This window comes from Lentzea alba (assembly GCF_011067745.1).
Taxonomy (GTDB): Bacteria; Actinomycetota; Actinomycetes; order Mycobacteriales; family Pseudonocardiaceae; genus Lentzea; species Lentzea alba.
Genome location: NZ_JAAMPJ010000003.1, coordinates 545,851 through 568,827 on the forward strand (window position 1 = coordinate 545,851; position 22,977 = coordinate 568,827).

Consider the following 22,977-nt stretch of genomic DNA (forward strand, 5'->3'; position numbering starts at 1 on the left):
GTGAACCGGTGGCGCTCCCGATGATCACTGGGGCGAGCCACCGTTGCGGTGGTAGGGCCACCTCGACCAAGAAATCCGCACAAGGGCTAGCGCATACCGAAGATTGCATACAGTATGGACGTAGGAGGTGTCGTGATGAGCAGGCGGAAGAAGACCGAGCCCTACGTCCGGCTGACCCAGCCGCTGGTGCGCGACTCAGGCATCCTGCGCCCAGCCACCTGGGACGAGGCACTGGACCGCGCCGCAGAGGGTTTCCGCAGGAACGTCGCCAACGGGGGTCCGGACGCGTTCGGCATGTTCTCCTGTGCGCGGGCCACCAACGAGATGAACTACATGGCGCAGAAGTTCACGCGCGCCGTGATCGGGACGAACAACGTGGACTCGTGCAACCGCACGTGTCACGCGCCGAGTGTGGCCGGCCTCGCCAAGGTGTTCGGCAGCGGCGGCGGCACCTCCTCCTACCAGGAGATCGAGGACGCCGACCTGATCGTGCTGTGGGGCTCGAACGCGCGGGAAGCGCACCCGATCTTCTTCCAGCACGTGCTCAAGGCGGTGAACAAGGGCGCGAAGCTGTACGTGGTCGACCCGCGGCTCACCAGCACCGGCAAGTGGGCGCACAAGTGGTTGCGGCTCAACGTCGGTACGGACATCCCGCTGGCCCACGCCATCGCGCGCGAGATCATCGCGTCCGGTCTCACCAACATGTCGTTCGTCGAGCGCGCTACCGAGGGCTTCGACGAGTTCGTGAAGGCCGTCGAGCCGTGGACGTTGCCGGTCGCGGAGCTGGAGACCGGGGTGCCGGCCGAGTTGATCCGCGAGCTCGCGCACGCGTACGCCAAGGCGGATCGCGGGCAGCTCAGCTGGACGCTCGGCATCACCGAGCACCACAACGGCACCGACAACGTGCTGTCGCTCATCAACCTGTCGCTGCTGACCGGGCAGGTCGGCCGGTACGGGGCCGGGCTGAACCCGTTGCGCGGGCAGAACAACGTCCAGGGCGGTGGCGACATGGGCGCCATCCCGGACCGGCTGCCCGGCTTCCAGGACATCACGAACCCGGACGTCGCCAAGAAGTTCAACGACGCGTGGGGCTCGAACTTCAAGGCCGCCAAGGGCTGGAACCTCACCCAGATGCTCGAGGCGATGGAACGCGGTGACATGACCACCGTCTACATCATCGGCGAGAACCCGGTGCAGTCCGAGGCCGACTGCGAGCACACGATCAAGCGACTGTCCAACTTGGACCACGTCGTGGTGCAGGACATCTTCCTCACCAAGACCGCGCAGCTCGCGCACGTCGTGCTGCCCGCCGCGGCCGCGTGGTGCGAGACCGACGGCACGTTCACGAACAGCGAGCGCCGGGTGCAACGCGTGCGGAAAGCTCTTACGCCGCCCGAAGGTGCGCGCGACGACATCGAGATCATGGGTGAGATCGCCACCAGGCTCGGCGCGGACTGGCAGCACAAGACCGGCGAGGACGTGTGGGACGAGCTGCGCAGCCTTTCGCCGATCCACACCGGCATGACCTACGAACGGCTCGAAAAGCTCGGTGGCATCCAGTGGCCGTGCCCGAGCGAGGACTCCCTCGAACCGAGTTTCCTGCACGGCCGGTTGTGGGAGGAGGACCCGGTGAAACGCGGGATGCCCGCGACGTTCTCGCCGGTGCCGCACAGCCCGCCCGTCGACGAGCTGACGAGTGAGTTCCCGTTCCGGCTCACGACCGGCCGCCGGCTCGACTCCTACAACACCGGGGTGCAGTCAGGCGGGTTCGAGTCGCCGCTGCGCATGGGCGAGACGCTCGACCTGTGCCCGCAGGACGCGGCGGCGCTCGGGGTCACCGCTGGCGAGGAAGTCCGGATCACGTCCCGGCGCGGGCAGATCCAGGCGCCGGTGCGGATCGACGACGGGCTGACGCCGGGGCTGGTGTTCATGACGTTCCACTTCCCGGACGAGATCGACGTCAACATCATCACGATCGAGGCGACCTGCCCGATCGCCGGCACGGCCGAGTACAAGGCCGCGGCCATTCGCATCGACAAGCTTCCGGTGAAGGTGGGCTGAGTGGACCTCAAACTCCTCGACGTCGAGCCCACCGAGGCCGAACGCGTGGTCGTGGACCTGTTCAACGGCATGGGGCGCGACCAACTGCTGCCCGCCCTGCACGCCGTCAACGACCGGGTCGGCTGGATCAGCCAGGGCGCGCTGAACCACATCTGCCGCGTCCTGCACGTCCCACCGGCCGAGGCGTACGGCGTGGCGAGCTTCTACTCGCTGTTCTCGCTGACCGAACGGCCGGCGAAGATCGTGCACGTCTGCGTCGACCTGGCCTGCCAGGTCAACGGCGCGAAGGCGTTGTGCGACAGGCTGACCGACGAGCTCGGCCCGGCGGGCGCGAAGAGCGGCTGGCTGCGCAGCCCCTGTCTCGGGGTGTGCGAGAAGGCTCCGGCTGCGCTCGCGTTCGAGGCGGGGGAGGTGGCGAAGGAACAGCTCCTGGCGCCCACCCACGCCGGCGAGGTGATCGCGGTGGCGGCCGCTGGTCCCTCTCCTGTGGACGGTGAGCGCGCGGAGGTGCCGCAGGCCGGTGACCCCGGCCTGCGGCTGCTCAAGCGGGTTGGCGTCGTCGACCCGGAGTCGCTGGACGACTACCGGGCGACGGGCGGCTACCAGGCGTTGCGGACGGCTCTCCTCCTGGGCCCGTCCGGGGTGATCCGCGAGGTCACCGACGCCAAGCTGATGGGCCGCGGCGGTGCGGCGTTCCCGACGGGGCGCAAGTGGGACGCGACCGCCCGCCAGCCCGTCCGGCCGCACTACCTGGTGTGCAACGCCGACGAGAGCGAGCCCGGCACGTTCAAGGACCGGCTGCTCATGGAGGGCGACCCGTTCTCGGTGATCGAGTCGATGACGATCGCCGGGTTCGCCGCGGGGTGCTCGAAGGGCTACCTGTACCTGCGCGGCGAGTACCCGCTGGCGCTGCACCTGCTGCGCAACGCGATCGCCAAGGCGCGCGAGCGAGGGTTCCTCGGCACGAACATCATGGGGCACGAGGGTTTCTCGTTCGACATCGAGATCCGCCGCGGCGCCGGTGCGTACATCTGCGGTGAGGAAACCGCGATCTTCAACTCCATCGAGGGCTTCCGCGGCGAGCCGCGGTCGAAGCCTCCCTTCCCGGTGGAGGTAGGACTCTTCGGCAAGCCGACCGTGGTCAACAACGTGGAGACGCTGGTGAACGTGCCGGTGATCCTCGCCGAGGGCAGCGAGGCGTACACCCGGATCGGCACCGCCGGGTCCACGGGGTCGAAGCTGTTCTGCCTGTCGGGCAACGTGAGTCGTCCGGGCGTGTACGAGGTGCCGTTCGGCACCACGCTCGGGGAACTCCTCGATCTGGCGGGTGGCGTGCCGCCAGGCCGGGAGCTGCGAGCGGTACTGCTCGGCGGGGCGGCAGGCGGGTTCGTTCGCCCGGACGAGCTCGACCTGCCGCTCACCCTGGAGGACGCGCGCGCCGCCGGCACCACCCTCGGCTCCGGCGTGGTGCTCGTGCTCGACGACACCGCTGATCTGGGCAGCTTCCTGTTGCGCATCGCCGCGTTCTTCCGCGACGAGTCGTGCGGGCAGTGCGTGCCGTGCCGGATCGGGACCGTGCGGCAGGAAGAGGCCCTGCACCGGCTCGTCGGCAAGCGTCCGCTGAGCACCGGCGCGGCTGATCTCCAGCTGCTGCGCGAAGTCGGGCAGGTCATGCGCGACTCGTCGATCTGCGGTCTCGGCCAAACAGCGTGGAACGCCATCGAATCAGCCCTCGACCGGCTGGGCTGTGTTGAATCATTTGGGCATGAGGAGGCAGGGTCATGACGATCGTCGAGATCGGGCTTCCGAAGCGGCTGGTCGAGCTGACCTTGGACGGCGAAAGCGTTCGCGTGCCGGAAGGTGCGACGATCCTGGACGCCTGCACCGCGTCCGGCAAGTCGATCCCCACCCTCTGCTACGGCGACACGTTGAAGCCCGCCAACGCCTGCCGCGTGTGCATGGTCGAGGTCGAGGGTTCGCGCACGCTGGTGCCGTCGTGCTCGCGCAAGGTCGAGCCGGGCATGGTGGTGCGCACCGACTCCGAGCGCACCACCCACAGCCGCAAGCTGGTGCTGGAACTTCTCGGGTCCGCGACGGACCTCTCCACCACACCGCACGTGGACGAGTGGATGTCCGCGTGCGGTGCCGACCCCTCCCGGTTCGGCCCGTCGGCGCCTCCGTCGCAGGACCGCGACGAGCGCCGGCCGGGCGAGCACGAGGAGATCGACGGTTCGGTCGCCGCGACCGTCCGGCAACCGACCAAAGTGGACAATCCGCTGTACGTCCGCGACTACGGCAAGTGCATCATGTGTTACAAGTGCGTCGACGCGTGCGGCGACCAGTGGCAGAACAGCTTCGCGATCTCCGTGGCAGGACGCGGGTTCGACGCGCGGATCTCCACGGAGTTCGCCACGCCGCTGCCCGACAGCGCGTGCGTGTACTGCGGCAACTGCATCGAGGTCTGCCCGACCGGTGCGCTGAGCTTCAAACGCGAGCACGACAAGCGCGAAGACGGCACCTGGGACGAGTCGAAGCAGACCGAGACCACGACCATCTGCACGTTCTGCGGGGTCGGGTGCAACCTCACGCTGCACGTGCAGGACAACGAGATCGTCAAGGTCACTTCTCCGCACGAAAGCACTGTCACGCACGGAAATCTCTGCATCAAGGGCCGCTTCGGCTGGCAGCACGTGCAGAACCGCTGATCTTTTAGGCACCGGGAGGGCACTCCGATGTCGTTGATCCTCAAGCCCGGCACCTCGTGGAACGAGGTCTATTCGCAGTGCGTCGAGGTCGCACCGGAAGCGTTCCACGACGATCGGCTGCTCAACCACTTCGGCGGCGGGTGGAGTCGTTCCGGTGAACCGATGCCCGCCACCACCCCGGTCGACGGCTCCACCATCGCGGGCCCGCCGTTCCTCGACTTCGACGTCGCGGGCCGTGCGGTGGTCTCCGCCGTCGAGCAGCACATGGAGTGGCGTGAAGTGCCTCTCGCGGAACGCAAAGCCCGCGTTTCAGAGGCTCTGGACGCCCTGACCCAGCACCGCGACCTGCTGTCGTTGTTGCTGGTGTGGGAGATCGGCAAGCCGTGGCGGCTTGCGACGGCCGACGTCGACCGGTGCATCGAGGGTGTGCGGTGGTACGTCGAGGAGATCGACGGGATGCTCGCGGGCCGGACGCCGTTGAACGGGCCGGTCAGCAACATCGCCTCGTGGAACTACCCGATGAGCGTGCTGATGCACGCGATGCTGGTGCAGGCGTTGGCGGGCAACGCCGTTATCGCCAAGGCACCGACCGACGGCGGCGTGAGCTGCCTGACGCTGGCCACCGCCCTGGCCGCGCGGTCCGGGCTGCCGTTCACGCTCGTCAGCGGCAGCGGGGCCGAGCTGGCACCGGTGCTGGTCGGGTCGTCGTTCCTGGGTTGTGTGTCCTTTGTGGGCGGTCGCGACGTCGGCAGCTCCATCGCGACCCGGCTGGTCGACTCGCAGCGCAGGCACGTGCTGGAGCAGGAGGGCCTGAACTGCTGGGGTGTCTGGGAAACCGACTCCTGGGACATGCTCGGCACGCAGATCCGCAAGGCCTTCGACTACGGCAAGCAGCGCTGCACCGCCTACCCGCGCTACGTCGTGCAGCGGTCGCTGTTCGACAAGTTCCTGAGCGTCTACCTGCCCGCGGTGCGAGACGTGAAGTTCGGTCATCCGCTCGCCGTCGCTTCGCCCGGCGACGAGCTGCCGTCGCTGGACTTCGGCCCGCTGATCAACGACGCGAAGGCCAAGGAGCTCGGTGACGTCGTGGACGAGGCGATCCGGGCCGGTGGTGTGCCGCTGTACCGGGGATCGGCGGACGACGGCCGGTTCCTGCCCGGCCAGCAGACCGCCGCCTACCTGGCACCGGTCGCGATCCTCGACCCGCCGCGGGCGTCCGTGCTGCACCACGCCGAACCGTTCGGGCCGGTCGACACGATCGTGCTGGTGGACACCGAGGCCGAGCTGCTGGCCGCGATGAACGCCTCGAACGGCGCGCTGGTCGCGTCGCTGGCCTGCGACGACGAGGCCACGGCTCGGCGGTTGAGCGCGGACATCCAGGCGTTCAAGGTCGGCATCAACAAGCCGCGGTCACGCGGTGACCGGGACGAGGTGTTCGGCGGCCGTGGCGCGTCTTGGCGCGGTGCGTTCGTGGGTGGCGCGTTGCTCGTGCACGCCGTCACAGAGGGTCCGCCCGATGAACGGCCGTACGGCAACTTCCCCTCCTACTCGCTTTACCCGCCAACGTGACGTACCGCGCGGACTTGCTCCGCATTGTGCAGAACGTGGTGGCCCCTCAGGCCGCCGATGTTGACCAGCAGGCCAGATTCCCGCGCGCCGCCCTGAACTCCTTGGGCGCGAGCGGCATCCTGGGCATGACCATCTCGCGCACGGTCGGCGGGGGAGGACAGGACCTGCGCTCGGCCGGACGAGTGGTCGAGCACGTCGCAAGCGTCTGCGGCGCAACGGCTTCCGTCCTGCGCTCGCACTACTCGGCGGCCGCCGTGCTGGACCGCTCCGGACCGCACTGGTTGCGCGCGGAGATCGCGGCGGGCCGGCACCTGTCGACGTTGGCGGCGTTCGGTGCCGACGGCGTGGTGTCCGCGCACGGCGACGTGGTGCAGGTGCGGGCGCGCAAGAGCTGGGTGATCGCGGCCGGCGAGGCGGACAGCTACGTCTGGTCCTGCGGCGCGGCGTTGTTCCTGGTTCCCGCACAGGCACCGGGGCTGCTGGTGCCGGCCGACCACGCCGGGATGGGGTTGCGCGGGACCGTCGCCACCTGCGTGGAGGCGGATCCCGTGCGGGTGCCGGCGTCCAACCAGCTGTGGTCGGAAGAGCTGGCGTTCCCGTGGTTCCTGGTGCTCGGGGCGGCCGTGTCGCTGGGCCTGATGGAAGGCGCGCTGGCCGCGGCTTTGGGACATCTCGGCGGCGGTGACCCGCGCACAAGGGCCGACCTGGTCCGGATGCGGCTGCGCACCGACTCGGTGCGCGTGCTCTACAACGACACCCTGTCCGCGGTGACGTGGCATCCGGAACGGTCGGCCGACCGGGTCCGGCTGCTGGCGGTCACCGCGACCGAGGCAGCGGTGGCGGTGACGGATCTGGCGATGAAGGTGTGCGGGGACGCGGCGTTCCGGCGGGACCTGGGCATCGAGCGCAGGTTCCGCGACGCACGGGCCGCAGCCGCAATCGACCCGACGGTGGCCTCCCTGCTGGACTCGGTGGAGATCTGACGAGCAGCCGAGAGGTTGATGAGGGGAGCTTTCACAAACCTCAGGTTTGTGAAAGCTCCCCTCATCAACCTCCTTACGGGCTAGAGGCGGGCGCGGACTTCGTCGGCTTTGGGTTCGCCCAGTTCTTCGAACAGGGTCACGGACTCCAGCCAGCACTTCTCCGCCCCGCGCCGGTCCCCGAGGCCGTCCAGTGCCAGCCCGAGGTTGTCCAGCGACTCGGCCTGCCCGTACAGGTCGCCGATCGCCCGGAACGTCTCCAGCGCCCGGTCGATGTACGACACGGCCTCCGGGAAGTCGAGCAACCCCCGGTACACCTCGCCGATGTTGTTGAGCAGGATCGCCTCGCTGTACGGGTCCTTGACCTCCTGCCGGATCTCCAGCGCCCGCAGGTAGCGCGACAGCGCGACGTCGAACCGGCCGGCGTCGGCGTGCAGCAGGGCGATGTTGTTCAGCGTCACCGCTTCCGTGTGCAGGTTGCCCAGCTCGCGGGCGATCTCGGCGGCCTGTTCGTAGCACGACAGCGCGTCGTCGACCCGGCCCTGCACCATGTACGCGATGCCGAGGTTGTTCAACGTCGGTTCCTGCCGCGCCCTGTCCCCGATCGCGCGGAAGATCGCCAGCGCCTGCTGGTAGCACTCGACGGACTCGTCGTGCCGCCGGATTTCACGCAGCCCGATGCCCAACGTGATGAGCATCCGCCCTTCGGCGCTGCGGTCGCCCACCGACCGCGCCGCCGCCAGCGCGACCTCGTGCGTGTCGATCCAGTCCGTCCAGTGCTTGCGGAGGTTGAAGAAGTCCCACAGGCATTGGGCGAGGGTCCAGGAGTGCTCCGGCAGTCCGTGCTCGGCCGCGTCCCGGACGGCCGCGACGAGGTTCGCGCGTTCGGTGTCGCACCACAGCAGAGCGGCGTCCCGGTCGGCGAACGTGCGCGGGTGCACGGCCGGATCCGCCACCGGGATCTCCAGCTTGCGGTGCGGGTTCAACTGTTGCGCACTCTGCCACGACGTCTGCAGGTACCAGTCCATCACCCGCCGCCGCGCCATCGCACGGGCAGGCGGCGGCTCGGCGGCCGTCACCTGTTCAACGGCATACGCGCGCAACAGGTCGTGCAACCCGTAACGCCCAGGGGTGTGCTGCTGCAGCAGGTGTTCGTCGAGCAACGTCTCCAGCAGGTCCTCGGCCTCGTACGCGGTCAGCCCGGCGAGCGCGGCGGCGGATTCGGCCGTGACGTCCTCTCCCGGGTGGATTCCGAGGAGTCGAAACAGGCGCCTCTGGTGCTCGGGCAACGCCTGGTACGAGAGGTCGAACACGCCCCGCGCACCGAGACCGCCCCCTCTTTCCAGCTGGGCCACCAGGTCCAGCACGGTCCACTGTGGACGGCGAGCGAGCCGTTTCGCGGCCAGCGCCACGGCGATCGGCAGGTGCCCGCACAGCTCCGCGACGCGTTCGGCCGCCTCGCGGTCGGCGTTCACCCGGTCCTCACCGGCGATGCGAGCCAGCAACGCGACCGCCTCGCCGGGCGTGAAGACGTCCAGCGACAGCGACTTCACCCCGTCCAGCCGCAACAACGTGCGGCGGCTGGTGATCAGCACCAGACAGGACGCACCACCGGGCAGCAACGGCCGGACCTGGTCCTCACCCGCCGCGTTGTCCAGCAACACCAACGCGCGCTTGCCCGCCAGCCGGTCGCGGTACAGCGCCGCGCGTGACTCCAGCGACTCCGGGATCTGCCCGCCCGGCACACCCAGCAGACGCAGGAAGCTCTCCAGCACCGCCGTCGGGTCCGCCGGCAGCTCGTCCGCGTCGAAGCCGTGCAGATCGGCCCACAGCTGCACGTCCGGATAGCGCGACACGAGCTGGTGCGCCGCCCGCACGGCCAGTTTCGTCTTGCCGACACCGGCCATGCCCTCGATCGCGGAGATCACGACCGTCGAGTGCGGGCCCGGCTCGCACAACCGCCGCAGCTCCGACTCGCGGCCGGTGAACTCGGCGATGTCCATCGGCAGCTGGCGGTGCGCGTTCAAAGCCGCGGGCGAGGGCACCCGGCTTTCGAGGATCACCTGCTGCAACTGCCGCAGCCGCGCGCCCGGCTCCACGCCGACCTGCTCGACCATGTGCTTGCGGACGGCCGCATAGGCCTCCAGCGCCTCACCGCGACGCCCGGAACGGTCCAGCGCCAGCATCAACTGCGCCCACAGCTCCTCGCGCAACGGGTGCTGCGCCGTCTCCCGCCGCAGCCGGTCGATCACGTCGTCGAACCGGCCCAGCTCCAGCGCCGCCTTCGCGTACCGCTCGACCGCGGTCAGCCGCTTCTCCTGCAGCCGCGTGAACTCCGCGCGCAGCAACGGTCCCGCGGACAGCTCGGCGGTCGGCACGCCGTGCCACTTGGCCAGCGCCTGGGCGAACAGGTCCGCGGCGGCCTGGGTGTCGCCGTCCGCCACGGCCTTCTCTCCGGAGCGCACCAGCTGGTCGAACGCGTCCAGGTCGAGCTCACCGGGTTCGACGACGAGCTGGTAGCCGTGGCCGGGCCGGGTGACCAGCCGTTCGCCGAGAACCTTGCGCAACCCCGCCACGTACGTGCGGAGGTTCGACTCCGGTGCCACGGGCGGTGAGTCCCAGACCGCCTCGGTCAGCTGTGCGACGCTGACGGCCTCGTTCGCGTGCAGCAACAGCATCGTGAGGACGGCGCGTTGCCGTGGTCCGCCCAGCTCCAGCGATGTGCCCGTCCGCCGTACTGCCAGCGAACCGAGCAGCAGGAACTCCACAGGTGCATTTCTCCTCGATGTTCGTAGTCGTACGGATCAGGTAATCCTCGCGCAACGCCCTGGCCGCCTGTGCACGGCCTGGGCGAAATCTGTGCGCGCCTCCTGGCACCTTTGTACTCAGATCCGGAACCTGCGTCGCCGGGCCCGAGAAAGACCTGGGACAGGGGGTCGGCGCAGTTGGCGGGTCTGGTTCCCCAAGAACCCGGCCGACGTGTGAAAGTCACCGCGCACGTCGGCCAACTACCGCAAGACCGGTGGCCCGGACGGGTCCCCCAGACTGGGCCGGGCCACCACCTACTTCGACGGCACACCGAAACGCACCGGCACGCCGGGCGAGTGCAGCACGCTGACCGGGGGTCCCTGGGGGGCTCCCGGTCCGGCGGCTGCCACCAGGCCGTCGTCGAGGTCCAGCAGTTCGGCTTCGTGCAGCCGCCACTCCGGATGGTCGTTGGGCAGGTAGATCGTCCTGCCGTACCAGTTCACGTGCAGGCCCCAGCGGGCCGTGAGGAACCGGCTGAGCTCGTCGGGTTCGACGGCGGGGCCCACCCGCACCACCACCCTGCTCGACGTGCCGCGGGGTTCCGGCCAGATGCGCCGGCAGGTGTAGGTGACCACGTCGTCGAAGCGTTTCAACCGCATCGACGACCACTTGTACGGCAGCCTCGAACCGATTCGAGCGCCCATCACCGGGACGATGCGGCTGGCGTCGAGGGACAGGAACACGACCCCGCGCCGACCGGCGTCGTCGACCGAGTAGAGGCGGACGTTCGTCTCGCAGAACGTGCCGACGTAGGGCAGCCGCGGCCCGATCGTCCCGCCGATCGGGTGCATGCGGAACGGCACCAGCCCGATGTAGGTGACGCCGTTCAGCACGTCCGGCCGGGTGCCGGCGGGCAGGAACCCCGCGACCGACTCCGGCTCCACGGCCCAGTGCAGGAACGTCACGTCCCGCCACCACTGGCCGACGGACGCGATTCGCACCGGACGCGGCGTCAGCGGCGTCACCGGCTCGGTCATGCCCCCGAACGTACCGCTGAGCGGGCGACTTTTCCCTGGTGTGATGCCACCGCAACGACCGGGCACTACACAGTTCCGCATGGCTCTCAAGCATCCGGTCGACGAGGTACTGCCACCTGCCAGGCTCGGACTGCTCGGTTTGCAGCACGTCCTCGCCATGTACACCGGCTGCGTGACGGTGCCGCTCGTCTTCGGCGCCGCCGCCGGGCTCGACACCCACACCATCGGCCTGCTCGTGAACGCCGATCTGCTGGTGGCGGGCCTGATCACGTTGCTGCAGTCGCTCGGCATCGGCAACGTCCTGGGCATCCGGCTGCCGGTCGTGGCGGGCGCGACGTTCACCGCCGTGGCGCCGATGATCCTGATCGCGGGCCAGTACGGCGTGCAGGCCGTCTACGGCTCGATGCTCGCCGCCGGTGTGTTCGGGATCCTGGTCGCGGTGCCGTTCGCCCGAGCTGTCCGGTTCTTCCCGCCGGTCGTCACCGGCTCGGTGATCACGGTGATCGGGTTGTCGCTGATCGGCGTGGGGGCCGGGCTGATCACGGGGCAGGACGGGGTGGGTTCCGGCAAGGAGCTCGCGCTGGCGTTCGGCATCGTGCTGGTGATCGTGCTCGTCGGACGGTTCGCGCGCGGCCTGCTCGGCCAGCTGGGCGTGCTGATCGGCCTGGTCGGCGGCACGATCGCGGCGATCTTCCTCGGCCTGACCGACTTCAGAGGCGTCGGTGACGCGGCATGGCTGGGCATCGCTCAGCCGTTCCACTTCGGCGCGCCGCAGTTCCCGTTGGCCGCGGTGATCTCCATGTGTGTCGTGATGCTGGTGACCTTCACCGAGTCCACCGCCGACATGCTCGCGGTCGGGGAGATGACGGGCCGTCCGGTCACCTCACGCGACCTGGCGCGCGGTCTGGCGGCCGAGGGCGTCTCCGGGGTGCTGGGCGGGATCATGAACGGGTTCCTGGACACCGTCTTCGGCCAGAACGTCGGCCTCGTCGGCATCACGAAGGTCCGCAGCCGGTACGTCGCCGCGGTCGCCGGCGCGATTCTGGTGCTGCTGGGCCTGATCCCGAAGCTCGGCGAGATCGTCGCCGCGCTGCCCGGTCCGGTGGTCGGCGCGGCCGGGCTGGTCATGTTCGCCACGGTCGCCGCCGTGGGCATGGGGATCCTGCGCCGGGTCGACTTCGAGGACACCGGGAACCTGCTGATCATCGCGGTGACGATCGGCGTCGGCCTGCTCCCGGTGGTGGCCCCGAAGATCTACCAGGCGTTCCCGGCCTGGGCACAGGTGATCGGCGGCAGCGCCATCACGAGCGCGGCGCTGACCGCCTTCGTGCTCAACCTGCTGTTCAACCACACCCGTCGACGAACTTCGTAGCTTCCCGGTGCTGAGGCAGCGGACGCCGCGGCTCGCGCACACCGCTGCCATCACCGCCGCCCTCGATCCAGACGGTCACCGCGGCCCAGCGTTCGACCTGCGCGCCCGGCGCGGGACGCTGCGCCACGACGCGGCCGTTCAGGACGGGATGAGGACCGTCCGGATCAGGACTCTGCAGGAGCAGGCCCGCGTCGTAGCCCGTCAGCCACGCGTCGAGCGCCTGCTTGCCGTGGAAGTTCGGTACCACCACTGCCACATGACTTCACCCGGCGTCGACGGTACTCCAGCGAGCGCGCAAAGTGTCCGTGAACGCCTCGAATTCCGCGGCCATCGCCACGTCTTCTGGTTGCAGCAACCACTGCTGCTGCAACCCGTCGATCACCGCGATCGTCGTGCGGACCAGCGTTTCGACGGGTGCGTCCGCCGCGATCTCGCCGCTTTTCTGGCCGGTGCGCACAGCTTCGGCCAGCCACGTGCGCATGCTCGCGTAGTGCTGCTGCACCCACGCGTGCGCCGGATGCGACGGTTCCGTGCCCTCAGCCGCCAGCCGCACGAACAACCCGACGAGGTGCGGCCGCGTCGAGTTGCGCGCCACGAGCGCGGTCAGCGAGTCGAATGCCGCCCAGCCCAGCGGTGGCGTGGTGGTGCCGGTCAGGAAGTCGCCGTCCTCCCGGTCGCGTTCCTCGAGCACGGCCGCGAGCAACGCCGCCTTGCTCGGGAAGTGGTGCAGCAGACCGGATTGCGAGAGGCCTGTCCTGGCCGCGACGGCGGCGACGGAGGTGCCCTTGAAGCCTGCCGTCGCGAACAGTTCGGTCGCGACGGCCACGGCCTTCGCCCTGGACTCCTCACCCGAGAGGTCCACCCGCGACTTGGCCCGGTACCTGGGCGGGAACGACACCGCTCACCTCACTCCTGGTCGGCCCGCAGGGTAACCCGGACGTCGCCGAGCCCGCGGGCGATCAGCACTTCGCCGCCGCGCAACGGCTGCCAGCCGTCCGCCCACACCCGCCGCGCCCGTGCGTCACACCGCACCTCTACCTGCGCGGTTTCACCTGAGCCGACATCCGCGACCGCCCAGCCGATCAGCCGCACCGGTTCGTCTTCCGGCCGCAGGTAGACCTGCACGACCTCGCGTCCTGGCCGGGAGCCGGTGTTGGTGAGCCGCACGGACACGGTGTCGTCCACAATGGACGCTTCGCCGTACTCCCAGGTGGTGTAGCCGAGACCGTGGCCGAACCAGAACAACGGGTCGGAGGCGCCGCGGTAGCCGATCGCGGTGCCTTCGGTGTACGGCAGCACTCCGTCGACCGGCACGGGCGTCAACGCGTCGGAGTCGGTGCGCGGGAACGTGGTGACCAGCCGCCCCGCCGGTTCGACGTGGCCGAGCAACGCGGCCGCCACGGCGTCACCGGCTTCCTGGCCCGGCAAACCCGCCCACAGCACGGCATCGACCTGCGCGAGCCAGGGCATCAGGATCGGCGTCGCGGCGTTCACCACGACAACTGTGCGCCGGGCGGCCCCGGCCACCGCGGCGACCAGCGCGTCCTGTTCGCCCGGCAGCGCCAGCGTCGTCTTGTCGAAGCCCTCGGTCTCCTGCTCCTCGGTCAGGCCGACGACCACGACCGCGACGTCCGCCTCACGAGCGGCCCGGACGGCGGCGCCGATCGCGTCGGCGGGCGGCCGGGGGACCGGCTGGGTGATCAGGCCGACCAGCGCCGCCGCCTCGCGCACGCGGGCCGTGATGCGGTCGCCGGGGTGCAGGAGCACCTCGGTCGTCCAGAACGGTGGCTTCAGCAGCGCTTCCTCCACGATGCCGTCCGCCCAGGCCAGGCGCACGGCGTGCGACTCGTCGGCGACCTCCAGCGTCCAGTCGCCGAACCCGCGCACACCGACCTGCAGGAGTGTCGGTTCGGTCAGCACGACCTCGCCGGACACCTCGATCGACGTGGCGCCTTGCGCCCACCCGCCGTAGGCCGCGAGTTCGGCGATCTCCATCCCGCGTGACGCCAGCACCTCGCCGGACGCGTCGAACGTGGTGGCACGGATGTCCCGCAACACCCCGGTGCCGGGAGAGGCGTGCCGGAACCGGACCTCTACACCGTCCACAACGGACACCCGGTCGCCGAGCAGCGAGGTCAGGCCGTCGGCGATGGAGATGACGTGCGGCGGCCGCACGCCGGCCGAGCCACCGCCCTGGGCGACGGTCTCGATCGCGTGCCGGCCGATCAGCGCGACCCGTGGTGCGTCCAACGGCAGCACGCCGTTGTTGGTCAGCACGGTCATGCCACCGGCGGCGAACCTGCGCAGCTGCTCACGCCTGATGACGCTGTCCGGTGCGGGGAGGTCTTCCGGCCACGAGCGTTGCTCGCCGAACGCGCCGGTGCGTTCGGCGAGGAGCAGCAGGCGGCGCAGGTGGTCGTCGATCACCGACTCGGAGACCTCGCCCGCCTCGACCGCCGCGACCAGCTTGTCCTCCCACGGCCCGCCCGGGCCGGGCATCACCAGGTCGAGGCCGCCATTGGCGCTCTCGGCCGTGCTCTGGGTGGCGAACCAGTCGGACATGACCAGGCCGTCGAACCCCCACTCGCCCTTGAGCACGCCCTCGACCAGTTCGGTGTGCTCGGTCGCGGCGACGCCGTTGACCTTGTTGTAGGCCGCCATGATCGCCCACGGCGCGGCGTCCTGGACGACGATCTCGAACGGCAGGAGGTAGACCTCGCGCAGCGTCTTCTCGTCCAGCTCCGAGCTCGCCGTGCGGCGCTCGGTCTCGGACTCGTTGGCCACGTAGTGCTTCGGCGTCGCCGCGATGCCCTTGCCCTGCAGGCCGCGCACGTACGCGGCGGCGAGTGCGCCGGTCAGCAGCGGGTCCTCGCTGTAGGCCTCGAACAGGCGGCCACCGAGCGGGGTGCGGTGCAGGTTGATCGTCGGGCCGAGCACGACGTGCACCTGTTGCGCGGCCGCCTCGTCCGCGAGCACCTCGCCGACCTCGTGGGCCAATGCGACGTCCCAGTGCTGGGCGAGCAGCGTGGCGTTCGGCAGCACGCAGGCGATCGTGCCGCCCCTGAGTTCGGCGCCGCGCACGCCGGTGGGTCCGTCGGACAGTTTCAGCGACGCCAGCCCGATCTCCGGCTCGGCCCACAGCGCGAACAGCGCGGAACCGGTGAGCAGCCGCACTTTCCTCGGCAGGTCGAGGCTGGTCGCCAAATCGATGGTGGCCGCCTTCTCGATGTCCATGCGCTGAGCACACCAGAAGTCCCGACCGAGTGGTCGGTCGGTATATCGGCCCGTGACCATTTGGTTATCGTTCGGTTACCTATGGAAATGTGTCACGGCGCGGCACACCGGCGGCACGCCTCTTCTTGTGTCCAAGGGGAGGGGAATGGTGATGACGATCGAGGTGCGGTTGCTCGGACCGCTGGAGGTTCGCGGCCCGGCGGGTCCCGTGCACTTCAGCGGGGCGCGGCGGCGTGCGGTGTTCGCGATGCTGGCGTTGAGAACCGGCCGGATGGTGTCCAGATCGGCGCTCGTCGACGGCCTGTGGGGCGAGGACGTGCCGCCGACGGGGACGAAGACGCTGCAGGGGCACGTCGCGAAGGTCCGCAGGTCGCTGGAGCTGGCCGGCGCGGACGGCGTGGTGCTGACCCGCGAACCCGGCTACCTGCTCGACGTCACGCAGGTCGTCGTGGACGTCGAGGTCTTCGACGAACACCTGCGCTGTGGCCGGTACGCGGAGGCGTTGCGGCTGTACCGCGGTGATCCGCTGGCGGACTGCCCGGTCGAGGGCTGGGCGGGCGCGGAGATCGCGCGGCTGCGGGAGGCGGTGGCGTTCGCGGAGGAGAACCACGCGGCGGCACTGTGCCTGGCCGGCCGGCACGCCGAGGCGATCGGGCAGCTGGAACGGCTGGTCGCGCTGTACCCGTTGCGGGAGTCGCTGTGGGACCTGCTGATGGAGGCCCAGCACCGGGCGGGACGGGCGGGTGACGCGCTGCGGACGTACCGGCGGGTGCGGGCGCTGCTGGTGGAGGAGTTCGGCATGGAACCCGGCGATGCGTTGCGCCGCAGGGAAGCCGCGGTGCTGGCCGGGTGAACGCCAGCGGCACCGAGGCTCGTGTCGGGGGTGCGAGTCTCGGTGCCGGTCTTGGGGAGGCGCGGCGGCCCGTACTGGGGGTGACGGGCCGCCGCGCCGGGTCAATGCTTCCCCCTCGGAGGCATCGACCGGGATGGATCAGCGCTCACCCTGGGGGAGTGAGCCCTGAACCGTTAGAACGGGCTGTGCAGTTCGTTCGACTTGAACGTCCGCGTCGAGGTGCGCTGGTCGAACAGGCGCACGCGGGCGTAGAGCTCGTCGCCGCCGTCCGGGTCCTCGTCGAGGGCGTTGTACGGCACGTTGATGTCGAACTCGGCGCTCAGGCCGTTCGCACCCGCGCGGACCCAGGTCAGCGGAATCCGGAACTCCGCGTTGTCGAACCAGTCGGCGCCCATCGCCCACGAGTCGAACGGGTCACCGTTCTGGTCGATGATCGCCTGCGCGTCCTGCTGCGACATCTTGACGTCGATGCCGACGTGCACGGCGTACTGGTCGGTGCCGATCTTGTTGATCGAGAAGCAGATGACGTGCTTGCTCCCGGTCGAGCACGTCGACTTCGCCTCGGCCGCGCCCGTCGTCACCGTCATGATGCCGAGCGCCGCGAGACCCAACATGCCGAAGCGCGTGACGCGCCGCAGCACTCCCTGCCTGTCCATTCGTTCCCCTTGTGCGTGCCGGACGCCCCCTCGGCGCCCCCGTGCCCAAGACTCTGCCGACCCGCGGTGGCGCCTCGGCTGCCGTCGGGTGGTCAAGATCACGGCCGGTACGAACAGCGGTAGCCGGTGATGACGGCTGTACTGAGGGCGTCCGCTGTGGACTGCTCGGTCGCGGCGATCGTGGTGATGGCCCGGCGGATCGCTTTGCGCACCGCGGTTCTGGCGCGTTCGGCGGGGCCCGCGAAGTTCCGGCCGCGGCCGCCGAAGCCGGTCTCGCGGGCCAGGTGGCGCAGCAACGCCTCCAGTTCGGCTTCGAGTCGCGGTGACGGGTCGTCGTCGATGCGCGCGCGGAGAGCGCGGATGCGAGCCAGGTACGCGGCGCGGGCCTCGGGGTCCAGCACGGACTGGTTGCCGGTGTCCTCACCGCCGACGAGTTCCAGCGCGGCGACCTCGACACCGGGCTGAGCCACCAGCCGCGCGAGGTAACGCATGCCCACCAGGTCCTCGACGCGGATCTCCCTGCCCTGGTGGGACACGATCCACCACGGGCTCTCACGGCGGATGGAGATCCGTCCGGCCAGTCCGTCGCGGTCTCGGGCCCACATCGCGGCGCGTGCCGTCATGCCGATCGCGTTCGCGTCGGTGATGGCGACGTCGAACAACTCCCTGCCCCGTTCGCCACCCAGCGTCTGCGCGAGGATCGCGCGGGCGTAGGCGGTCATCGGTAAGTTGGCGAGCCGGATGTTCGTGGTGACCGCGCGTTCCAGATGCCGCGCGGCGAGGGAGTGTTCGCCGAACGTCGTGGCGGCGATGCCCAGCAGCAGTTCGGTCGACCCGAAGCAGACGATGGCGGTGGCCGGCACGACCGGCATGTCCGCGAACGGTTCGAGCAACCGGTAGGCCTCGCGGGCGATCTCCTCGTCACCGAGTCCCGCGGCCACGTGCACGACGCAGAACATGCACGTGATCCAGGTGCTGGACAACGGAACCGCGCTCAGTCCGTTGATCGTCATCCGGTGCAACGCCGACCGCGCCCGGTCGTGCTGCCCCGCCTCCAGCGCCAGCAACGCGAGCGCTGCCTCGAAGCTGAACTCCAGGTCCGGCAACGTGGGGGAGTGCGTGACCTGCTCGGCCAGGTCGACCAGCTCACCGCCGCGGCCCTGCAGCCACCGGATGGCGAAGAGGTGCGTGCTGTGGAACGTCTCCGCGTCCACGTCACCCACCTCCAGCCCGATCTGCAGGCAGGCCAACGACTTCTGCTCCGCCTCCGCGAACCGGCCGGCGCGGATCGTGCGCATGACGTCCATCGCGGCGTGGAAGAACAGCAGCCCCGGATAGTCGCTCGCCCGTCTGGCCAGCTCGACCTGCGACCGTTCGGCGTGCGGGTCCCCCAGGCAGAACAGGTCCATCGTGCGCCGGCACAACCCGCTGAGCGCCAGCAGGTCCAGCCCCGACGCCGACGCGACGGTGATCAGCTCGTCGGCCAGGCTCAGCCGCACTGAGTTGTGCTCCGGAGACCACAACGCGTGATGTGCCAACGACAAGGCCTCGGCCAAGGTCAATTGGTCACCGGTTTTTCTGGCCTGCTCCAACGCCTCCAGCACGGACTCGGTCTCGCGCCGGTCGTACGCGTGCTCGGCCGCGAGCCGCACGGTCAACCGGGTGCGCAGCGGCTCGGCCGGTTGCCGGGCCAGGGCTTCGCGCAACCGGGCGATCGCCAGCGCGCGGTCGGCCCGGCCGCGGAACTTGTTGACCCACATGCCCGGCAACCCGAGTGCCGCCTCGGGATAGCCTTCCCGCGCCGCCTGGTCGAGCAGCTCGCGCGCCTCGGTGATCCGGCCCTTCGCGAGCACCGCGTGCGCCCGCTCGACCAGCCGGACCGTGTCGTCGAGCGCCGTGGTGCCGGTCGAGGTGACGACGATGACCACCGGCAGCTGATGCACGCCCCCGGCCACGACCTGGGTGAGCTGGAACGCCTCCTCGCCCGCCACGTCGATGTCGTCGATCATGACCAACGCCGGCGCCGCCGACAGCACGTCGAGAACCTTCTGGGCGCAGACCTCGGGATCGGCGTCGAGCGCCGACGCGTCACCGCCCAGCCCGGCGAGAATCGCGTGCCACGGCCAGAACGCGGGCGCGTCCGCGCGGCAACCGACCCAGGTGACCGCGAACCCGTGTGTTCGCGCCAGTTCCGCCGCCTGGATCAGGTACTGCGTCCGTTCGGCTCCCGCGGGTCTGTTCACCGCGAAGAGCTGACCGGTTCCCCGTCTAGCCCGTTCGAACGCCGATTCCGGCAGCACCGCTTCACCTTCGAATGCACTTCCTCAGCCAGGACCCGGGAGAACCTAGCGGAGATCCGAGACCGCCACGTACGCGGTCGACACGCATTTAAGGACGAAGATTCCAGCACGCGGATACACGCAGTGGACCGAGCCGGGACTCCGAGGGCTAGTCGCGATCTTCGAGGTAGCGGGTGTGGTCCGCCTGCCGCTGCACGTCGGCCGCGTGGAACCGTTCCGCCACCCGCACGGCGTCGGCGTGCAGCAAGTCCAGCTGCCGCACCAGTTCCGCGCCCGAACCGCGCGCGGCGGCGTACCACCACGGCAGGTTCAGGTAGGTCTGGACGGACAGCGGCAGGTCGGTGCCGACGAGCCGGGTGACGGCGTGCAGGGCGTCCGGGTCGGCGCGCAGCTCGCGCGGGCGGTCCAGCATGCCGCGCAGGACCTCGGCGATCTCCGCGAGCTTCGGCGGGACCTCGGTGGGCACGTTGAGGCCGCGGACCCGCAGGACGAGCGCGTCCAGTTCGGTGCGGAGCAGGCTGGCTTCCTCCTCCGGGGCGGTCACCAGGATGATCCGCTCGGGCGACGCGGCGAGGGCGCCCACGCCGTAGAGGCCGACCACCACCAGCAGCCAGTAGGAACCGGCGAACCCGGCGAAGTGCAGCAGCAGGCCGATCAGCCCGCCGGTGCAGCCCGCCAGGTTCTTCCAGGACGCCAGGTAGCGCAGCACCGGGTTACTGGTAGCCACGGATCTCCTTGAAGGCAGCGGTGAGCGAGCGGCTGCGGGCGTCGAACACCTTGCCACCGCTCATCTTCGCCAGCTGTTCCATCTCGGTGGTCGCGCTCTCGCCGAACAGCACCGGGAAGATCGGGATGCCCTTGAGGTTCTGCGGCAGGCCCTGATGGAACACCTGGAAGTTGCCGATGTCCTCGCTGCCGGTGTTCTCACCGTCGGTCATCAGGACGATCGACGTGAACCGGTCCGGGTCCGCGCTGATCTGCTCGCGCAACACGTCGTACCCGCCGCGCAGGCTGCTGTAGATCGCCGTGCCGCCGGACGCGTTCAGCGAGGTCGCGGTGGTGCGGATCTGGTCGAGGATCGGGCGCGGGTCGTTCGTCGGCACCTCGTACTTCAACGCCGGTTGCGCGCTGCTGTTGAACGGCAGCAGCGTCACCTGCTCACGGCCGTGGAACCGGTTGAACTTGCCCGCGAGCGACTCGTCAGCGCCCGTCAGGCCCACCAGTGCCTGTCGAAGCCCTTCGATCCGGTCGCCCTGCATCGAACCGGACGTGTCGAGCACGTACAGCGTGCGGGACGGGCGGCGCAGCTGGTCGAAGTAGGAGGTGATCAGACCGTCCACAGCGGACTGGCTGCCGGGGAACGGCAGTTCGACGAGGTCCTTCACGGCGAACTTCGGGTCCAGCGGCACCTGCGGCACGACCGGGCGGCGGTGGGTGGTGTCCATGATCTTGCGCTGGACGTCCGCGTTCTTCAGGTGGTCGGAGAGTTTCCGGTGCGCCTCACGGGCTTCCGAGGTCGCGGACGTGAGCAGGGTGAGCGGGTAGTCCGCGGTCACCACGCCGTCGCTCGGGTAGACCAGCGTCAACGGCTCGGGCTGGTTCTGCGACAACAACACCGACTCGTAGTTGACCAGACCGTCCACTTTGGCGCCGGGGTCCTCGCCCCTGGCCCTGCGCTGGTACGCCTCGGACAGCCAGCCGGACGAGCCCGCGGACAGCGTCTGGGCCGAGAAGAACTGCTTGAGCTGCGGCGCGACCGCGTCGATCCTCGCCGCGTCGAGCGCCGAGCCCGAGCTGGACAGCGCCGCCGCGACCCCGACCAGCGCCGAGAAGCCCGAGTTGGACGCGGACGGGTCGGTCATGCCGTAGGTGAACTTCCGGGCGCCCGCGGCCGCGGCGATCTCCGCCCAGCCGACGCGCTTGGTGTCCCAGCCGAGCTCTTTGACCTTGGCCGCGGGCAGGCCCAGCACGACGGGGGAGGACATGACCTTGGTCGGGGTGCCGAGTCGTTTCTGGGCCTCGGGCACCAGCTCCAGGTAGCGGTTCGACGAGAACCAGACCGCGTCGAAACCCTGTTCGGCGGCGCCGCTCGCGACCTTCTCGGCGCCCTCGATGGTGCCGGTGAAGCTGAACTTCACGGAGACACCGGTGGCTTTGGCTGCGTCGTCGAGGACGGGCTGGAGGTCGGCGAGCTCGCTGCCGGCCAGAACGCGGAGAACTCCGGGGGTGGCGTCGCCGACGGGTCTGGACGGGTCGGCTTCGTCGGAACATCCCGCGAGCAGCGCCAGGACGGCGAGCGCGGGGACGAGGCGGCGGGTCATGGTTGCTCCTCAGCGCCGCGCACGCGGCTCAGGTGGTCGTGGGCGCGCCGGATCTCGGCGTCCAGCGCGGTGACCGTGCTGGACATCGAGTCGGCCGCGCGGGCCTTGTAGGTGTCGATCGCGTCGATCGCCGCGTAGATCTGGTCGAACGAGGTGCGAACCGCTTCGATGCCGACCGCCGGGGTCGAGGCGATGCGCTGGATGTCCTGGCCCTGCAACGACATCAGCGTCGCGTTCGACTTCAGGATCGAGTCGGTGAGGCCGCGCACGGCGTCGACCTGGTCGATCACCTCGCGCTGGCCGGCCAAGGCCGCCGCCACCGCCACGCCGATGCGCAGCGCCGTGACGGTGGTGCTGACGGCGCGTTCGATGCCCTTGATCAGCTCGTCGTTGTTGCGGCGCACCACGTCGAGCGCCAGGTACCCCTGCGCGCACACGGCCAGTTGGGTGAGCAGGTCCTGATGACGTTGCCGCAGACCGAACAGCACGTCGGCGCGCAACGCCTGAGCGCGGGCGGGATCGGACAGGTCGAGGATCGCCACCTGCCGTTGCACCGCCTCGTCCATCTCGGCGGCGAGCGCGGCGTCCCGGGACAGCTTGGTCATCAGGTCCCACAGCCGCTGCCGCTCGCCCTTGATGGCCGCGTTGTCGCGTTTCAGCGCGTCCTGGCCGGACCGGAGCTTCAGCACGATCCGGTTCACCGGCTCGTCGGCCGCCCGCAGCCGGGCCAGCAGTCCCTTGGCCGCGTTTCCTCCCGGGAGGAACCCGAGAATCTTGCGGCCGGTCAGCTTGGTGAGGTCCTGCGGGTCCAGTTCGCGCACCGAACGCCGCAACTCCGCCAAACTCGTCGACACCTGCGCCCCATGAGGTGACGAGACCGAGGCGAGCGTGCGGTCCAGCAGCCGGCCCGCGATCTGGGCCGCCACCCGCATCTCCGCCTCGCCGAGCACCAGCGCCTCGTCGACGATCCGGCTGAAGTCCGGCGACTGCGGGTCGACGGCGTTCAGCGCCTCGATGAACGCCACGGCCTGCGACGAAAGCTCGACCCTGGACTCGTCGGTGACCGGGATCAGCCCGGCCGCGCGGTCGACGAGCACGGGCTCGACCGGGTCCGGTGGCGTGAGCACGAAGTCGGTCATCG

General features: G+C 69.9%; 17 protein-coding genes. 7 read left to right on the top strand and 10 right to left on the bottom strand.

What is annotated here, in order from left to right; translation table 11 throughout:
- Positions 1 to 135 precede the first annotated feature (135 nt).
- From G7043_RS15015 to G7043_RS15035, 5 genes are read left to right on the top strand one after another with little or no spacing between them, the layout of a single operon-like run.
- On the top strand, positions 136 to 2,061 hold the full coding sequence (locus tag G7043_RS15015; RefSeq protein WP_166046218.1) for a molybdopterin oxidoreductase family protein: 1,926 nt from the start codon (positions 136 to 138) through the stop codon (positions 2,059 to 2,061).
- Positions 2,062 to 3,846: an NAD(P)H-dependent oxidoreductase subunit E gene (locus tag G7043_RS15020; protein ID WP_166046219.1), complete on the top strand. Its 1,785-nt coding sequence runs from the start codon at positions 2,062 to 2,064 to the stop codon at positions 3,844 to 3,846.
- Positions 3,843 to 4,766, top strand: a complete 924-nt coding sequence (locus tag G7043_RS15025) for a 2Fe-2S iron-sulfur cluster-binding protein (protein ID WP_166046220.1) — start codon at positions 3,843 to 3,845, stop codon at positions 4,764 to 4,766. Before G7043_RS15020 ends, G7043_RS15025 begins: the two co-directional genes overlap by 4 nt.
- A 27-nt stretch (positions 4,767 to 4,793) precedes the next feature.
- Positions 4,794 to 6,335: an aldehyde dehydrogenase family protein gene (locus G7043_RS15030; protein WP_166046221.1), complete on the top strand. Its 1,542-nt coding sequence runs from the start codon at positions 4,794 to 4,796 to the stop codon at positions 6,333 to 6,335.
- A 14-nt stretch (positions 6,336 to 6,349) separates the two neighbouring features.
- The gene (locus G7043_RS15035; RefSeq protein WP_166046222.1) at positions 6,350 to 7,318 is read left to right on the top strand and encodes an acyl-CoA dehydrogenase family protein; all 969 of its coding nucleotides are present in this window, start codon (positions 6,350 to 6,352) and stop codon (positions 7,316 to 7,318) included.
- Between the two features lie 80 nt (positions 7,319 to 7,398).
- Here the strand turns inward: G7043_RS15035 and G7043_RS15040 are convergent, their stop codons facing one another.
- A complete protein-coding gene (locus G7043_RS15040) occupies positions 7,399 to 10,083 on the bottom strand; it encodes an AfsR/SARP family transcriptional regulator (RefSeq protein WP_166046223.1) in 2,685 nt (894 codons plus the stop codon).
- Between the two features lie 294 nt (positions 10,084 to 10,377).
- A complete protein-coding gene (locus G7043_RS15045) occupies positions 10,378 to 11,100 on the bottom strand; it encodes a YqjF family protein (protein ID WP_166046224.1) in 723 nt (240 codons plus the stop codon).
- Positions 11,101 to 11,179: 79 nt separating this feature from the next.
- Here G7043_RS15045 and G7043_RS15050 point away from each other — a divergent pair, with 79 nt between their 5' ends.
- On the top strand, positions 11,180 to 12,472 hold the full coding sequence (locus G7043_RS15050) for a nucleobase:cation symporter-2 family protein (protein ID WP_166046225.1): 1,293 nt from the start codon (positions 11,180 to 11,182) through the stop codon (positions 12,470 to 12,472).
- Here the strand turns inward: G7043_RS15050 and G7043_RS15055 are convergent.
- The 3 genes from G7043_RS15055 to G7043_RS15065 are packed head-to-tail and all read right to left on the bottom strand — an operon-like array spanning position 12,444 to position 15,706.
- The gene (locus G7043_RS15055; RefSeq protein ID WP_207311148.1) at positions 12,444 to 12,728 is read right to left on the bottom strand and encodes a PASTA domain-containing protein; all 285 of its coding nucleotides are present in this window, start codon (positions 12,726 to 12,728) and stop codon (positions 12,444 to 12,446) included. The genes G7043_RS15050 and G7043_RS15055 overlap by 29 nt on opposite strands.
- A gap of 6 nt (positions 12,729 to 12,734) precedes the next feature.
- Positions 12,735 to 13,370: a TetR/AcrR family transcriptional regulator gene (locus G7043_RS49865; protein ID WP_166046226.1), complete on the bottom strand. Its 636-nt coding sequence runs from the start codon at positions 13,368 to 13,370 to the stop codon at positions 12,735 to 12,737.
- Between the two features lie 8 nt (positions 13,371 to 13,378).
- Positions 13,379 to 15,706, bottom strand: a complete 2,328-nt coding sequence (locus tag G7043_RS15065; RefSeq protein ID WP_166046227.1) for a glycoside hydrolase family 3 protein — start codon at positions 15,704 to 15,706, stop codon at positions 13,379 to 13,381.
- 151 nt (positions 15,707 to 15,857) lie between these two features.
- On the opposite strand from G7043_RS15065, the gene G7043_RS15070 reads away from it, so the two are divergent.
- Positions 15,858 to 16,559: an AfsR/SARP family transcriptional regulator gene (locus G7043_RS15070; protein WP_166046228.1), complete on the top strand. Its 702-nt coding sequence runs from the start codon at positions 15,858 to 15,860 to the stop codon at positions 16,557 to 16,559.
- A gap of 173 nt (positions 16,560 to 16,732) precedes the next feature.
- On the opposite strand, the gene G7043_RS15075 is transcribed toward G7043_RS15070, so the two are convergent.
- From G7043_RS15075 to G7043_RS15095, 5 genes are all read right to left on the bottom strand, one after another.
- Entirely contained in the window at positions 16,733 to 17,215 is a 483-nt protein-coding gene (locus G7043_RS15075; RefSeq protein WP_166046229.1) for a hypothetical protein, read from the bottom strand.
- A gap of 98 nt (positions 17,216 to 17,313) precedes the next feature.
- Positions 17,314 to 19,515, bottom strand: coding sequence for a hypothetical protein (locus tag G7043_RS15080; protein WP_166046230.1), 2,202 nt, complete (start codon positions 19,513 to 19,515; stop codon positions 17,314 to 17,316).
- A gap of 148 nt (positions 19,516 to 19,663) precedes the next feature.
- Complete coding sequence (locus tag G7043_RS15085) at positions 19,664 to 20,242, bottom strand: hypothetical protein (RefSeq protein WP_313887886.1); 579 nt, start codon at positions 20,240 to 20,242, stop codon at positions 19,664 to 19,666.
- Complete coding sequence (locus G7043_RS15090) at positions 20,229 to 21,836, bottom strand: VWA domain-containing protein (RefSeq protein ID WP_166046231.1); 1,608 nt, start codon at positions 21,834 to 21,836, stop codon at positions 20,229 to 20,231. The genes G7043_RS15085 and G7043_RS15090 overlap by 14 nt, the downstream gene beginning before the upstream one ends.
- The gene (locus G7043_RS15095; protein WP_166046232.1) at positions 21,833 to 22,975 is read right to left on the bottom strand and encodes a toxic anion resistance protein; all 1,143 of its coding nucleotides are present in this window, start codon (positions 22,973 to 22,975) and stop codon (positions 21,833 to 21,835) included. Before G7043_RS15095 ends, G7043_RS15090 begins: the two co-directional genes overlap by 4 nt.
- Positions 22,976 to 22,977: the final 2 nt, after the last annotated feature.